At 66.0% G+C, this 14,666-nt stretch carries 10 protein-coding genes and 1 pseudogene; 5 read left to right on the top strand and 6 right to left on the bottom strand.

The features are described 5' to 3' along the window. Positions 1 to 250 precede the first annotated feature (250 nt). The 5 genes from ETD85_RS38025 to ETD85_RS38005 are packed head-to-tail and all read left to right on the top strand — an operon-like array spanning position 251 to position 7,245. Positions 251 to 1,717, top strand: a complete 1,467-nt coding sequence (locus tag ETD85_RS38025; RefSeq protein ID WP_170247062.1) for an ABC transporter substrate-binding protein — start codon at positions 251 to 253, stop codon at positions 1,715 to 1,717. After that, positions 1,642 to 2,673 carry an ABC transporter permease gene (locus tag ETD85_RS38020; RefSeq protein ID WP_338087205.1) on the top strand — a complete coding sequence of 344 codons (1,032 nt, stop codon included), beginning with the start codon at positions 1,642 to 1,644 and terminating at the stop codon, positions 2,671 to 2,673. The genes ETD85_RS38025 and ETD85_RS38020 overlap by 76 nt, the downstream gene beginning before the upstream one ends. Positions 2,674 to 2,675: 2 nt before the next feature. Further along, the gene (locus tag ETD85_RS38015) at positions 2,676 to 4,568 is read left to right on the top strand and encodes a dipeptide/oligopeptide/nickel ABC transporter permease/ATP-binding protein (RefSeq protein ID WP_138694670.1); all 1,893 of its coding nucleotides are present in this window, start codon (positions 2,676 to 2,678) and stop codon (positions 4,566 to 4,568) included. After that, positions 4,565 to 5,554: an ABC transporter ATP-binding protein gene (locus tag ETD85_RS38010; RefSeq protein ID WP_138694669.1), complete on the top strand. Its 990-nt coding sequence runs from the start codon at positions 4,565 to 4,567 to the stop codon at positions 5,552 to 5,554. The genes ETD85_RS38015 and ETD85_RS38010 overlap by 4 nt, the downstream gene beginning before the upstream one ends. Then, positions 5,554 to 7,245 carry a PucR family transcriptional regulator gene (locus ETD85_RS38005; protein ID WP_206059124.1) on the top strand — a complete coding sequence of 564 codons (1,692 nt, stop codon included), beginning with the start codon at positions 5,554 to 5,556 and terminating at the stop codon, positions 7,243 to 7,245. The genes ETD85_RS38010 and ETD85_RS38005 overlap by 1 nt, the downstream gene beginning before the upstream one ends. On the opposite strand, the gene ETD85_RS38000 is transcribed toward ETD85_RS38005, so the two are convergent. The 6 genes and pseudogenes from ETD85_RS38000 to ETD85_RS37975 all read right to left on the bottom strand — a co-directional run. Continuing rightward, complete coding sequence (locus ETD85_RS38000) at positions 7,229 to 8,224, bottom strand: pyridoxal-phosphate dependent enzyme (protein WP_138694668.1); 996 nt, start codon at positions 8,222 to 8,224, stop codon at positions 7,229 to 7,231. The two genes, ETD85_RS38005 and ETD85_RS38000, sit on opposite strands and share 17 nt — an antisense overlap. Beyond that, positions 8,221 to 9,159, bottom strand: a complete 939-nt coding sequence (locus ETD85_RS37995; protein ID WP_138694667.1) for an ornithine cyclodeaminase family protein — start codon at positions 9,157 to 9,159, stop codon at positions 8,221 to 8,223. Before ETD85_RS37995 ends, ETD85_RS38000 begins: the two co-directional genes overlap by 4 nt. A 166-nt stretch (positions 9,160 to 9,325) precedes the next feature. Further along, positions 9,326 to 9,457 (bottom strand): hypothetical protein, encoded by a 132-nt coding sequence (locus ETD85_RS67005; protein ID WP_276617305.1) that lies wholly within the window; start codon positions 9,455 to 9,457, stop codon positions 9,326 to 9,328. Positions 9,458 to 9,569: 112 nt separating this feature from the next. Next, a pseudogene (locus tag ETD85_RS37985) lies at positions 9,570 to 10,334 on the bottom strand (IS3 family transposase); the annotation flags it as partial. A gap of 57 nt (positions 10,335 to 10,391) precedes the next feature. Then, on the bottom strand, positions 10,392 to 10,685 hold the full coding sequence (locus ETD85_RS37980; RefSeq protein WP_138694665.1) for a transposase: 294 nt from the start codon (positions 10,683 to 10,685) through the stop codon (positions 10,392 to 10,394). Between the two features lie 701 nt (positions 10,686 to 11,386). Next, positions 11,387 to 14,666, bottom strand: a 3,280-nt coding sequence (locus ETD85_RS37975) for a non-ribosomal peptide synthetase (RefSeq protein WP_138694664.1), incomplete at its 5' end; no start/stop codon positions are given.

Here is a 14,666-nt window from a genome sequence, read left to right as displayed (position 1 = left end):
CAGCGGCAGCTAGATGATCTCAATGAAAGCTGTCCCTGTTCATCATGTGGTGCGACGCAACCACGATGTGCGGGATCCGTTGGGTCTTCGGACGAAGACTGCCATCTTCCCCACTCACATACTGGTGCCTCTCGCGTCGTTTGGAGGCGTTATGCGGACGGCTGGGATTGTGCTCGGAATGGCGGCCGTAATTGCCGCGTCTGCAGGTTGCAGCGCCGGCGCCGACCGAGGGGGGACGGCCACGGAGACGGTGACGATCGCGGTCAGGGAGGATCCCGGAAGTCTTGATCCTCACAAAACGTCGCGCTCGTCAGCCTTCGAACTGGCACGCTTCGCTTACGACTCGCTCGTACATGTCGATAGCACAGGTAAGGTCGTCTCGGGGCTCGCGAGTACCTGGACTCCGTCGGGGACGTCCCACACCTTCACCCTGAAGAAGGGTGTGACCTGCGCCGATGGGTCGCCGATCACAGCGACACTGGTGGCTGACAACCTGAAGTTCGCCTCGAACCCCGCAAACGGATCGCCACTGCTCGGACTGTCGATCCCGGCAAAGCTCAAGGTCGCCGGTGACGATACGGCAGGCACGGTGACGACAGACACGAAAGCACCGGTCGCCTTCTTCCTGGAGGGCTTGGCCACGGTACCGATCGTGTGTAAGGCGGGCATGTCCGACCGGAACAGCCTGACGGGAAAGACGCTGGGATCCGGCCCGTACGTTCTGACCGCCGCCGTGCCAAATGATCGTTACACCTATCGGCTGCGCGACGGCTACGCCTGGGGGCCGGGCGGTGTTTCGACCCACCACCTACCAAAGACCGTGATCTTCCGGGTAGTGGAGAACGAGACGACGACTGCGAATCTGCTGTTGTCCCGCGACGTCAATATCGGTTCAGTCGCCGGCCCGGATCGCGACCGGCTGAGTACGCAAGGTCTCTTCAGGCACGACGTACGTAACATCGACGGCGAAATCTTCTACAACCAGGCGCCCGGACGGGCGACGGCCGATGAACGAGTCCGCCGCGCGCTGACCATGGCTCTCGACCTCCGCGCGATCGGGAAGGTGCTGACGGGCGGCTACGACTCACAACCCACAGGGATGATCACCCTCGAGCCGCGAGTCTGCACCGCCGACACCGTTACGGGAAATCTTCCGACGCACGATGCCTCGGCAGCCAAGGCCTTGCTGGAGGAGGCCGGATGGAAGGTCGGCGAGCGCGGAGTCCGGCAGAAGGAAGGCAAGAGTCTCTCCCTCGATCTGCTCACCTCGACGGAGCAAAATCGGGCCACAGCCTCCGAACTGGCCATCGAGCAGTGGAAGGCGATCGGCGCCGAGGTGAAGCCGATCCCGAAGATCCCTGCCGAGATCAACGCCACCCTCTTCGACACCGCGGCTTGGGACATCTCCTGGAGTCCCCTGCAAGCCCAACTGCCCAGCCAGCTTGTTCCCTTCTTGTCCGGCCCGCCGCCCAGCAAGGGAGGCACCAATTTCGCGCACCTGGACAACGCCGAGTATGAGAAGGCCGCTGCACAAGCCGGCACGCTACCCGGAGCAGCTGGCTGTGATCTATGGGCGAAAGCTGAGGCCGCACTGATCAAGCACGCTGACGTGGTGCCTTATGTGGGCAAGGTCTACCCCGTATGGGGCCGCGGCTACTCATTCGAGTCGACAGCCTTCGGACTGGTTCCGACCAGCTTGCAGCCGCGGGCGAGCTGATGAGCTCGGCCAGCACCTGGGCCAGGTTTCTCGTACGTCGAATAAGCCGACTTCTGATCTCGGTGTTCGTACTCCTGACAGCCGTCTTCGCGATCATTCACGTGATACCTGGCGATCCTGTTCGCGCAGCACTCGGGCAGACGGCGTCGCCGGAGCTTATCGAGAGCCGCCGTCAATTGCTGGGGCTCGACCAGCCGTTGTGGCAGCAGTACGCAGATTTCCTCTCCGGACTCCTGCGAGGCGATCTCGGGGTGTCGATGGTGAGCGGCCTGCCCGCCGCTGAGGTTGTCGAGCAGCGGCTCGCTCCCACCCTGGAACTGGCTCTGTATGCCTTCCTGCTCATCATGGTGCTGGCTGTGCCGATCGGAATGACGGCGGCCGTCCTCACGCAGCACGGTCGCCGACCCCGCGCCGAACTCGGCTTCAACGGCGCGACGGGAGCGCTCGGCGCCATACCCGACTTTCTGCTGGCAGTTGCGCTGATCGCCGTCTTCGCCGTTCTGCTCGATTGGCTGCCGGCCGCTGCCGGCGCCGGTGCACGCAGCTACGTTCTGCCGGTTCTCGCCCTTTCCATCGGCCCGTTGGCGGTGATCTGCCGTCTGATTCGTGTTGAGACGCTGCGGGTGCTGGGCGAGGACTTCATGCGTACAGCACGGAGCAAGCGGCTGCCCAGCCGATTGCTTTATCTCCGGCACGCCCTGCCGAATCTGCTCACCTCGACATTGACCTGGTCCGGGCTGCTGCTCGGCGGCCTGCTATCGGGCACCGTGCTGGTGGAAAACGTCTTCGCGTGGCCTGGTCTGGGAACCGAACTGGCAAGAGCCGTACCCGCCAAGGACTATCCGATCGTCCAGACTCTGGCACTGGTCTTCGGAGGCGCCGTCTTGCTGATCAATTTCCTGGTCGACGTGCTGATCGTCATGGTCAATCCTCGATCAGCGCTGCGAGAGGGGTGAGGATGGCCAGGCGCACCCGATGGACCAACCTGCTACGCGCGCCATCGGCACTCGCCGCCGTCAGCCTGCTTGCCTTGCTGCTTGCCGTAACTGCACTCGCACCCCAGGTTCTCCAGGACGCGGCGACCGCTCGCGACATCGACGGAATGCGCGCAGGCATGTCCGCGGAGCACTGGCTCGGTACAGATGGTGCCGGGCGAGACGTCCTGGCCAGGGTGCTGGTCGCCACCAGGTTGTCCCTTGGGCTCGCCCTGCTTACCACGTGTCTTGGCGTGGGCCTTGGCGTTCTGGTCGGCTCCGCCCCCGCCGTGCTCGGCCGTCGTGCCGGTCGTCTGCTGATCGCGTTCATTAATGTGATGGTGGCCGTGCCTGGTCTGCTGCTGGCGTTGTTCCTGGCGGTGATTTTCGGTGTGGGCGCGCGTGGCGCCGTACTGGCGCTGGCTCTCGCGATGGCCCCGAGCATCGCCCGCCTCACCCACACCCTCGTCGCGTCGGTGCAGAGGGCCGAGTACGTCGATGCGGCGCGGATGCTCGGTGCAGGAAGGATCCGCATCATCGGCAGGCACATCGTGCCCAATATTGCTGGACCGCTCGTCGTTGCAGCGACAGTCTCTGTCGGCAGCAGCCTGCTGTCTTTCGCCGGGTTGTCGTTCCTCGGCTTCGGCGTCCAACTGCCCGCCTACGATTGGGGACAGTTGCTCAACGAGGGCGTGGATCGCATCTACATCAACCCAGCCGCCGCCCTTGCTCCGGGCTTTGCCATTCTGGTCGCTGGTGTCACCTTCACCATGCTCGGTGAGTTCTGGACGACGACCCTTGGGGCGGCTCCGTCAGGGCACGCGAGGCGCCGTCCCGTCGATCATCGTTCTGTCACCGTCGCCGCCGGCCCGTCGAGTGATGAGGAAAACACGAACTCCCCGGCGTTGCGCGCAGTCAACCTCTCCATCGCGGCCGAGGGGCCCAACGGTCCGGTTCAGCTGGTGCGAAACGTAACGCTGAACCTCGCCCCGGGCGAGATCGTCGGAATGGTCGGCGAGTCAGGATCCGGCAAAAGCCTCACCGCATTGGCGGTAGCTCAGCTACTGTCGCCCCCCTTTCGCGTAACAGCAGAGGTGATGGAGTTCGCGGGGAAGGATCTACGTATTCTCAGAGCGAGCGAGCAACGCCGCCTTCTCGGCGGCCGTCTGGCAATGGTGTTCCAAGACCCGCTTACCGCACTGAACCCAGCGTTGCGCGTCGGACGCCAACTGGCGGAGGTGGCCGAGGTTCACGCACGAGCCGACCGGCGAGTCGCGCACCAACAGGCCGTCGACCGGCTGGCAGCCGTCAAGATCCCGGCGCCCGAACGCAGGGCACGGCAGTACGCCCACGAGTTCTCCGGCGGCATGCGCCAGCGAGCCATCATCGGCATGGGACTGATGGCAGAACCGCGAGTCATCCTGGCCGACGAGCCGACAACCGCACTCGACGTCAGCGTGCAGAAGCAGATCCTCGACCTCATAGCTGACGTTGCGGTTCAGCACGCTGCCGCCGTGATGCTGATCAGCCACGACGTCGCCACCGTCAGCGGGCTGGCATCCCGGATGATCGTCATCTACGCGGGCCGGATCGTTGAGGAGCTGCCGAGTTCAACCCTTTCATCAAGCGCCGCGCACCCGTACACCAGAGCACTTCTCGAGAGCGTGCCCAACCTGGCCACCGATCGATCGCGGCCGCTGCCGACCATTCCCGGCGCTCCCCCCGATCCGCAAGCGATGCCGGCGGGCTGCCCCTTTGCCCCTCGCTGCACCCATGCCGATCAGCGCTGCCGTGAAGAGGAACCCGAACTCGCACCACTTGCACCCGAGCACCGGGTGGCCTGCTGGCAACCACAGCTCGCCGAGGAGCCTTCATGAGTACGGATCTTGACATCCGCGATCTGACCGTGCGGTTCAATGCACTCACCGCCGTCGACTGCGTGAACCTCACCGTACCCGGGGGCACGACCGTCGGCCTTGTCGGCGAGTCGGGATCTGGGAAGTCGACGCTGGCTCGCGCCATCGCCGGACTCCTCCGACCGGAATCAGGTCGTATTCACCTCGGCGGCAAGGACATCACCGGCCAGCGGCTCGGGCACCCTGATCGCAGACGGGTCCAATTGGTCTTCCAAGATCCAGCCGCATCGCTGGATCCACGGATGACTGCCGGATCGGCGGTCAAGCAGGGCCTGCTCAGCAGAACCGATATCCGAAGCCGCCAGCGCACAGCCGAGGCAGATCGCATGCTGCGCCTCGTCGGCCTGGAGGCACGCCTGCATGACTCTCTCCCCAGGGAACTGTCCGGAGGACAGCGGCAGCGGGTCGCGCTGGCGCGGGCACTGGCGGCCAACCCGGATGTGCTGATTGCGGACGAGATAACCTCCGCCCTTGATGCCTCGGTGCAGGGCGGAGTGCTGAACCTTCTCCGGACCCTGCAGGCGGAGCTCGGCCTGACGGTACTGTTCATCTCGCACAATCTGGCTGCGGTGCGATACGTCTCCGACGTCGTAGCCGTCATGTATTGTGGCCAAATCGTCGAGGTGGCACCGGTTGACCGCATAACCACAGCTCCACGGCATCCCTACACCGCGAGCCTCCTTGAGGCGGTACCCACCATTGAAGACCGGCCGTCGCATCGAGTCACAGGGCTGCGCACCGCAGCCGCAACCCTGGCACAGGAACCTGCTGATCCACACCAGCCGCCCTCGGGCTGCCGGTTCCACCCGCGTTGCCCGCGCGGACCTGCCGCTCATCCCGAGCGTGTTGCCTGCCGCGTGTCGGCGCCGACCCGAGACCACAGTACCGGGGCGGCCTGCTTCTTCCCCCTAGCGACGCCGATGGCGCCGATCGACCTGGGAAGGTGATGACTATCGCCGATATCACACCTGAAATGAACCCCAAGCAGCTGACATCGTCATCCCGCAGGGATGTGACGATGGCACGGGTGCTGCGCCATCTCGGCACGACCCTCCTGGACGTGGCGGTCGGCGACCCTCTCTCCGTCGGCACCGTGCACGGCGTCGTGATCTACGATCCGCTGGATCCGCCGCCCATGCCCAAACGGGCGATCGTCCTGGGTGTAGGCGTGGCCGGCGATAAGACCGTGGCGAAAGTCTTGCACGCCATACGTGAGCACGAACCCGCCGGATTGATCATTCGCTCCTCCGATCAGATCGGAGAGAAGACGCGACTCGCGCTGAAAGGCACCGACACAGTCCTGCTTGGTCTTACCCGAGGAGCATCCTGGTCGCAGCTCGCGGCACTGCTGCGAACGCTGCTGGCGGAGGGAGACATCGGTGGACACGATCGCGACGAGGAGGCCGCGATCGGCGCAGGAGACCTGTTCGCCCTGGCTAACGCCGTGAGCTCGATGGTCGGCGCGCCCATCACGATCGAAGATCGAGAGTTCCGGGTCGTGGCGTTCTCGGGACATCAAGATGAGGCCGACGATGCGCGGATCGCGACAGTACTCGACCGGCAGGTGCCGTCCCGATTCACTGAGGCTATGACCGCCAAGGGCGTCTTTCAGCGCCTGTACGAGGGGCATGGCCCGATTTACGTCGACCCCGCTACTCTGCCCGGCAGGGACCTGCGCCTGCCGCGCGTCGCGATCGCAATTCGGGCAGGTGACGAGCTGATCGGATCGATGTGGGCTGTGGTGAAGGGCCCCTTCAGCCTCGAACGCGAACAAGCCTTCGCCGATGCTGCGAACCTGGTAGCCCTGCACATGCTACGAATGCGCGCCGGTGCGGACGCGAAGCGGCGGTTGCACGCCGATTTGGTGTCCACCGTCCTGGAAGGCGGTACTTCGGCGCTGGAAGCCGCTGACAAGCTTGGCCTCAGGCGGAACGCGGCTACCGTGCTCGCCCTCCAACTCGCCGACCCCCCGCTCGCGGCTGGTCCCTCTATGCTGGCGGCGGGAGAGCGGAAGTTGCAGCGGGTAGCCGACGCGCTGTCGCTGCACCTGACAGCCCTGCATACGGGATCGGCGGTCGTCGTTCTAGGCCGCATCGTTTACGCGATAGTCCCGACTCCCCGTGGCCATGGGACGCCAGAGGATTTCGTGCGGACCGCCGAGCAGTTTCTTGAGCGACTCGGTGATCGCCCGAGCGCGAAGATAGGCGTGGGCCGCGTTGTCGAGACGGTATACGAGCTTCCTGATTCGAAGCGGGACGCCGAGCGCGTCCTGCGGGTGCTGCGCTCGACACCTGTCAAGCGACGCGCCGCATGCCTGCGGGACGTACATCTGCAGGCCTTGCTCATAGAACTCGTCCCGAGCTTGAAAGGCGACTCGTGGATCCCGTCGGTCCCCGTGATGAGACTTGTGGAATACGACGCTCAGCATGACGCGCAGCTCACCGAGACGCTGACGGCATGGCTGGACAGCTTCGGCGACGTCGTGAGCGCCGCCCAGGCAATCCACGTGCACCCGAACACCTTCCGCTACCGATTGCGGCGCATCCGGGAGGTCAGCGGCATCGACATGGATAACGCGGAGGCGCGGTTCGCGGCCATGCTTCACCTGCGCCTCCGGGCGATCAGCGACGCCCATTGAGCTCGGCGCCCATCAAGGCCACGAACCGGTCAAGGCCAACGTTCCCACCGCTGATGATGACTCCGGTACGACCACCTGCCGCGCTTGCCCGGCCCGCGAGCAGGGCCGCGACCGCGATAGCACCGCTCGGCTCAGTCACCAGCTTCATGCGGTCGAACAGGAACGCCATCGCCGTGAGGATCTCCGTGTCGTCAACAAGCACAACGTCGTCCAGCAGCGAGCGCATGGCCTCGAAAGTCCACTCGCCCGGCGTGGTGAGCATTTGCCCGTCGGCAATGTGAGGCTGCAGCGGAACCTCGATCCTGCGACCCGCTTCCAACGAGCGCTTGGTAACCGCGGAGGCAGCGGCCTCCACTCCGATTACCCGGCAAGCCGGGAACAGGCGCTTGACTGCGGCGGCGTAGCCGCTGATGCCACCGCCGCCGCCGATCGGCGCAATCAGCTGGTCCAGCTGGTTCACCTCTTCGAGGAGCTCCAGTACCGCCGTCCCAGCACCTGCCGCGATCGTCGGGTGATCGTAGGCCGGCACGAACGGCAGACCTCGTTCAGCGGCGAAGTCCTCCCCCGCAAGCGCCTGCGGCCGCGACAACCGCTCGTACTCCACGATCTCGGCGCCGTAGTGCAGAGTCGCTTCACGCTTGACAGCCGGCGCGTCGTCCGGCATGAGAACGGCTGCACGCAGGCCGAGCTGCTTGGCAGCGAGAGCGACCGCCTGAGCGTGATTGCCGGAGCTCACGGTACAGACCCCTTTTTCGACCTCAGACCTCGGCATTCGGTGCAGGAAGGTGTATGCACCCCTGAACTTGAACGATCCCGAGCGCTGGAAGGACTCGCATTTGAGGAAGACCCGTCCGCCGGCCAGTGAGTCAAGAGTCGTGGACCGCATGACGGGCGTCCGGTGAGCCACTCCCTCAAGAGTGCGTTGTGCGCTGTACAACTCATCCAGCGTCAGGACGGGCGCCCACCGCTGTGCAGTCATGAGGCCGCAACTCTGACTGCCATCGCCGCCGCCGCGGCGTCCTCAAATCCGGTGCCGGTGGAGTCGAACAGAATTGACCTGCCGCGCGCCTTCGCCGCGAGCGCGGAAGGATCAGAGGCGGTCAGCAATTCACCGAGTTCACCGAGCACGTCAGCAGACGCCATCACCCCTCGGCCCACCGCGTGGTGCAGCTCACCGACCGCCAGCGCCTGCTCCAGCAGGTCTGGAACCACCGCGCAACTAGCGGTCAGCTCGCCACTCAGCTCCTGCTTGTACGCGCTGTCAGCCCCAACCGCGGCGACGAAGGACCCTGCCAGGAGGTCACCGGCCTGGAGCAAAGGGGACGAAGAAGGGGTACACGTGGCCACCATGGATGACCGTGCTGCCGCCTGGGCCGAGTCCACCGTCTCGCATGCCATCCCAAGCTCGTCACGAATGCGGGCCGCCAACGCCTGACCCGCGTCTGGTCGCCGCGCCCAGACTCGGACCAACTGCACAGGGCGCACGGCTGTCAGCGCCCGGGCGTGCTGCCAGGCCTGCTCGCCCGCGCCCAGCACACCGAGCGTGTCGGAGTCTTGCGGCGCGAGCAACTTCGCCGCTACCGCGCTTGCGGCGGCGGTTCGCAGCGCGGTAACCGTGCCGGAATGCAAGGCGGCTATCGGTTCGCCGGTGCTGCTGTCGAACAGCAGTAACACCCCTTGTATTGCAGGTCGCTGTGGCGGATTGCCAAAGAACGCACTGTTGGCCTTGACCGCGAAAAAGCCGGAGCTGTGCCCGGCCTTAACATGGAACTCCCCATCTTCGAGATAACTATCGAGCCGCTCCGGACCGGGCAGGACGCCGCTTGCATGCTCACGGAACGATTGCTCAATCGCGTCAATGAGCTCCCACAACGATAGTGCGGCCGTCACTTCGTCGGCCATGAGGACCCGCATGTCCGCATTGTGCCGGACGCTGACGGCGAGAACATCGGTCGGGAGACACAAGGTGTGCACCAGTGATTGTTGTCAACGACCTATGCACTCCTGAGATGCCCGAACAAGCGCTGGGGCGATGAGCAGATCTGCCAGAGCCTACGCAAGGGGCAGGGGAGAGGGTGCTTCAGGTGCAACACACATCCGAGGAGATCGTGCCGTCCGACCACCCCGCCGCCGCCCGGGCCAGCACGAACCCGGCCAGCACGTCAGTCTCCAGCGCCTCCAGTTCCTCTACGGTGGCCGGGGCACGCGCCACCCGAAGATCCTTGCCCACCGCCAAACACCGGCCGCCTCGCCTTCACCATCACAGCAAGACGAACGACCAGGGCGATGAACCTTGAGGTGCCCAGCAGATTCCGGACAGTCGGCTACATAAGCTGACAGAAGTCTGGAAGGGGTAGGTGCGTGACGAGGCGTCGTAGGCAGTTCTCGCCGGAGTTCAAGGATGAGGCCGTCCGCATGGTGCTGGAGGGCGATCGGACGGTCGCGTCGGTGGCGCGCTCGGCCATCGCGTTGTCCCAGCAGACGCCGGTGCGGCCGACCGAGCGGCGGATGTCCAGGCCGGTCAGGAAGCGGCCGAACTCGTCGCTGGTGTAGTTCGAGCCGCGGTCGGTGTGGAACACCGCATTGGGCTGGAGCAGGCCGGTGCCGGCGGCCATCCGGATGGCGTCTTTGACCAGGCTGGTGCGGTAGTGGTCGGCCATCGCCCAGCCCAGCACCGCCTTGCTGCGGCAGTCGATCACGGTGGCCAGGTAGAGGAAGCCCTCCCAGGTGCGGACGTAGGTGATGGCGCCGACCAGCTTGACGCCTGGACGGGCGGCGGTGAAGTCACGACCGACCAGGTCGGGGATGCCACAGAAGTCGCCCTGCACCGTTGTGACGGGCCGGAACGCACGCACCTGAGCCGGGACCAGGCCCTGCTCCCGCATCACGGCGCGCACCAGTTCGGCCGAGCAGTGCTCGCCACGGCGAGCCAGGGCGGCGTGCACCCGCCGGTAGCCGTAGGTCTCGTGCGAGCCGGCGAAGATCTCGGCGACCAGGGCGGCCAGCAGCGCCCGGCGTTGCACGGTGGCCGAGGCCGGCCGCTCACGCCACTCGTAGAAGCCCGAGCGGGACACGCCCAGCCAGGCACATCCGCGCGATCGAGTGACGGGCCTTCTCCGCGTCGATGAGCTCGTACTTGGCGAGCGTCATCGCGTCTCGGACGCGAAGAAGGCGGCTGCTTTTTTCAGGAAGATCAACTTCTCCCGCAGCTCGGCGTTCTCCCGCTCCAGCTCCCGGATCCGCGCCCGCTCCGGCCCCGAGACCGTCGGCCGCTCCTCCTGCGCGCTCGCGATCCGATGCCGGTTCACCCAACTGCCCAGAGTGCTGGCGTTGATGTCGAACTCCCGCGCCACCGACGCGACCGTCCGATCGCCCTCCAACACCATGCGGACGGCTTCTTCCTTGAACTCCAGCGAGAACTGCCTACGACGCCTCGTCACGCACCTACCTCTTCCAGACTTCTGTCAGCTTATGTAGCCGACTATCCGGAATCTGCTAGGCACCTCACGCTGGGTGAGGTCGATCATGAGCTGATCGCGAAGTGGCGGGGCGAGCGCATGCGGTTGGGAGTCGCCCTGAAGCTGTTGCCCCGTGCGGTTCGTGGGCACCTTCCTGACCTCCGACCCACTCCAAGTGCCTTGGCCGGGCGCGGACTGACTGGCGGCCCAACGATGGAACGGCGCGGCGGTCGCCCCTCCGCTTGTGGTGCATGTCCGTGTGGCTCTCACCGTTCCCGGTGGCACCGAGGCGGGGGTGTACAGGTCGTGGTCCCAGTACTGGCTTTGTCTCAACGTGTTGTTGCCCATGGCTTCCCCCGCGACGTAGAGATGGACGGACACCGGCCGGAGCGGTATCAGCGTGCGCGGATGCCGCCGCTCATGGCCGGCGCGGGGGAGTCGATCCGGTGTTCGCTTTGCGGCACGAGCGCGATCATGACCGGACTGGCCAGCATGCCCCGGCACTGACCTTCGTCTGATCTCCCGTCTGCGGATGCACGCGGATCACCCCGCCCTTGTGGCCGAAAGCCTCGTGGTCGGACACCGGATCGAGCCGTTGTGGTCGACGGCGATACCCCACGGGGCGCGGAAGAACTGACTGGCCGACAGCACCGCCTTGTTCCTGGCCGTCGGATCCACCCGGATCACCCGGCCTGTTCCGTAGGCGGAGACGGCGTCGGTGACCAGGATCCGGCCGTCGGGCTCCACGGCCGGCCCGACCAGTCTGCACGCAAGATCGAACTGCGTTCGATCTCGCGGAGCTTCGCGTCCACTGTGTGGCCGATGATGGTCAAGGCGTCGTCTCGCAAGAGATCGCGGTGCTCGACGGGCACATCGTAGTTGTCCACACTGCCCGCCACGTGCTCCTCCCACAGATCGAGCGCCCGGCTCGATGCGGGGCGGTCGAGCGTGGCCGTGAAGTAGAGGAGGTCCCCCTGGAACACCCTCGGCCGCGCCGTCTCCACGAGACGCACGTTGTTCTGGAACACGGCGACGAGCGCCGCAAGCTGGTCGCGGTCAATGAGCTCCGGGTTACCACCGAGGTCGTACATGACGTCGGCGACGATTTCGGCCTCACTGGGTTGCTTGGCGCGCATCACGCTGCTGGGGAACGAGTCGAGCATCGCGAGCAGGCCGACCTCCTCGCCCTTGTCCTGCAGCTCGCTCGCCATGGCGTGCGCCATTGTGCCGCCGAACGACCAGCCGAGAAGGTGGTAGGGACCGGACGGATAGACGGCCCGGATCTGGTCGATGTAGTCCCGTGTCATCTCTTCCAGGCTGTATGGGAGCGGTTCGTTCCCGGTGAGCCCACGCGCTTGCAACGCGTAGAGCGGGCGGTCCGGCTCGATGTACGGCAGAAGCCTGGCGAAGCTCCACCCCATGCCCGTCGCAGGATGGACGCAGAACAGCGGTGGACGACTCCCACCAGGCCGCAGCGTCAGGATCGCCGTCGACGCGGTGGCGGCCCCTTCGAGATCCAGATGCGCGGACAGCGTGGCCACGGTGGGGTGTTCGAACACCTCCCGCAGGGAGAGGTCCACGTCCAGGGCGGATCGAATACGCCCCACGAGCTGCGTCGCCAGCAGCGAGTGCCCGCCAAGCTGGAAAAACCCGTCGTCGATGCCCACGGCCGGCAGATCGAGGACTTCGGCGAACAGGCGGCACAGGACCTCCTCGCGCGTTGAACGCGGACCTCGCGCATCCGCGACGACGATCGCGCCGGGAGCGGGGAGCGCTTGCCGGTCGACCTTCCCGTTCGCGGTCAACGGCAGTTCGTCCAGCTCCACGAACGCCGAAGGCACCATGTAGTCGGGCAGACGCGTCGCGGCGAATTCGCGCAGCCCCGACCAGTCCATGCTGGTGGGGACAACGTAAGCGACAACGCGCTTGTCGCCTGGCCTGGCCTCGCGCACCACGACCACAGCCTGCCGCACTCCGGGGTGTGTGCCGAGCACAGCCTCGATCTCGCCGAGCTCGATGCGGAACCCGCGCACCTTGACCTGGTGGTCGGCGCGGCCGACGAACTCCAACTGTCCGTCGGTCCTCCATCGCACGAGGTCGCCGGTGCGGTACATCCGGCTTCCTGGCAAGCCGAACGGATCTGCCACGAACCGCGACGCCGTGAGGTCCGCCCGGTTCACGTAGCCGCGCCCGAGTCCGAGGCCCGCGATGTACAGCTCGCCGGTGGCGCCCACGGGTAGCGGGCCCAGACGCTCGTCCAGCACATACGCCCGGACGTTGGGCAGCGGGCGGCCGAGCGGTGCCGCGGCCTCGCCCTCGAGTGGTCCGCTCAACGTGACATAGATGGTGGTCTCGGTCGGACCGTAGGCGTTGAACAGGCTACGCCCCGGCGACCAGCGAGCGAGCGCCTCCGGCGGGCACGCCTCACCACCGACCAACACCGTGCGCAGAGCCGGCAGGGGCGTGACAGGCATCCCCGGCAGCACGGCGGCGGGGATGAGGGCGTGGGTGATCTCCTCGTCCCGGAGGAAGTCAACCAGCTCCACACCCGCCAGCCGCTCGGCCGGCGGCAGCACCAGCGTTCCGCCGGCCAGCAGAGCCATGAAGGTCTCCGCCACGGCCGGGTCGAAATGGGGCGAGGTGTACTGCAGGACCCGGTCGCCCGGCAGCGTGCCGTAGGTGGAGGTGTGGTTGACGACGGCCGCGTGCGGGATCGCCGCGCCCTTGGGCTTGCCGGTCGAGCCGGAGGTGTAGATGACATAGGCGAGATTCGATCCGGTCAGCGGCGCGGTGCGATCCGAGTCTGTCGGATCGGTGATGGGCTGCCGGCCGAGCGCGGTGCGCAGGTGTGCCAGTCGGATGTGGGCCAGGTGGGGGCCGATGGTGGTGTCGGTGGTTATGACGAACGTGGGGCGTGCGTCGTCGAGTATGTGGGTGATGCGGTCGGTTGGGTGTTCGGGATCGATGGGCAGGTAGGCGGCTCCGGTTTTGAGTACGGCGAGGAGCGCTGTGATCATGTCGATGCCGCGTGGCAGGGCCAGGGCGATGATGTCTTCGGGTCCGGTGCCGGTGGAGATGAGGTGGTGGGCGAGTTGGTTGGCGCGGGTGTTGAGTTCGGCGTAGGTCAGTTGGGTGTCGTCGAGAATGATCGCGATGTTGTCGGGGGTGCGGGCTGCTTGTGCTTGGAACAGGTCCGGGAGGGTGGCATCCGGTACGGGGGCGGCGGTGTCGTTCCAGGTGGTGAGGACCTGTTCGCGTTCCTTGGGGGATAGCAGGTCGATGTCGCCGATCGGTTGCTCTGGGTGGGCGGTCGCCGCTTCGAGGATGCGGATCAGCCGGGTGGCGAGCGTTTCCACACTCTCCCGGTCGAACAGGTCCGTCGCGTAATTGACCACGCCGTGGATGCCGTCGAGCGCCCCTTCCACCGTATGGCATTCGGTGAGACTGAACGTCAGGTCGAACGGCGCGGTGGGGATGTCCACCGGCTCAAGCTCGATCTCAAGGTCGCCGATGGCGAACGCGCCTCGGCCGGTGCTCTGGAGCGCCAGCATGACTTGGAAGAGGGGGTGTCGGGCCATGGATCTGGTGGGGTTGAGGAGTTCGACGAGTTGGTCGAAGGGGAGGTCTTGGTGGTCGTAGGCGGTGAGGTTGGTGTGGCGTATGCGGTGCAGGAGTTGGTGGAAGGTGGGGTTGGCGCTGGTGTCGGTGCGTAGGACGAGGGTGTTGACGAAGAATCCGATGAGGTGGTCGAGTGTGTGGTCGGTTCGTCCGGCGATGGGGGTGCCGAGGGGGATGTCGGTGCCTGCGCCGAGTCGGGTGAGCAGGGTGGCGGTGGCGGCTTGCAGGATCATGAACAGGCTGGTGTTGGTGGTGCGGGCCAGTTCGTGCAGGTGGTGGTGCAGGGTTGGGGGGATGTGGAAGGTGTGGGTGGCGCCGTGGTGGCTGGCGGTGGGGGGCCGGGGC

This window comes from Nonomuraea zeae (assembly GCF_005889725.1).
GTDB classification, from domain to species: Bacteria; Actinomycetota; Actinomycetes; order Streptosporangiales; family Streptosporangiaceae; genus Nonomuraea; species Nonomuraea zeae.
Note: the sequence above shows the minus strand (reverse complement) of the source record. Positions and strands in the feature narration are given on the sequence as shown.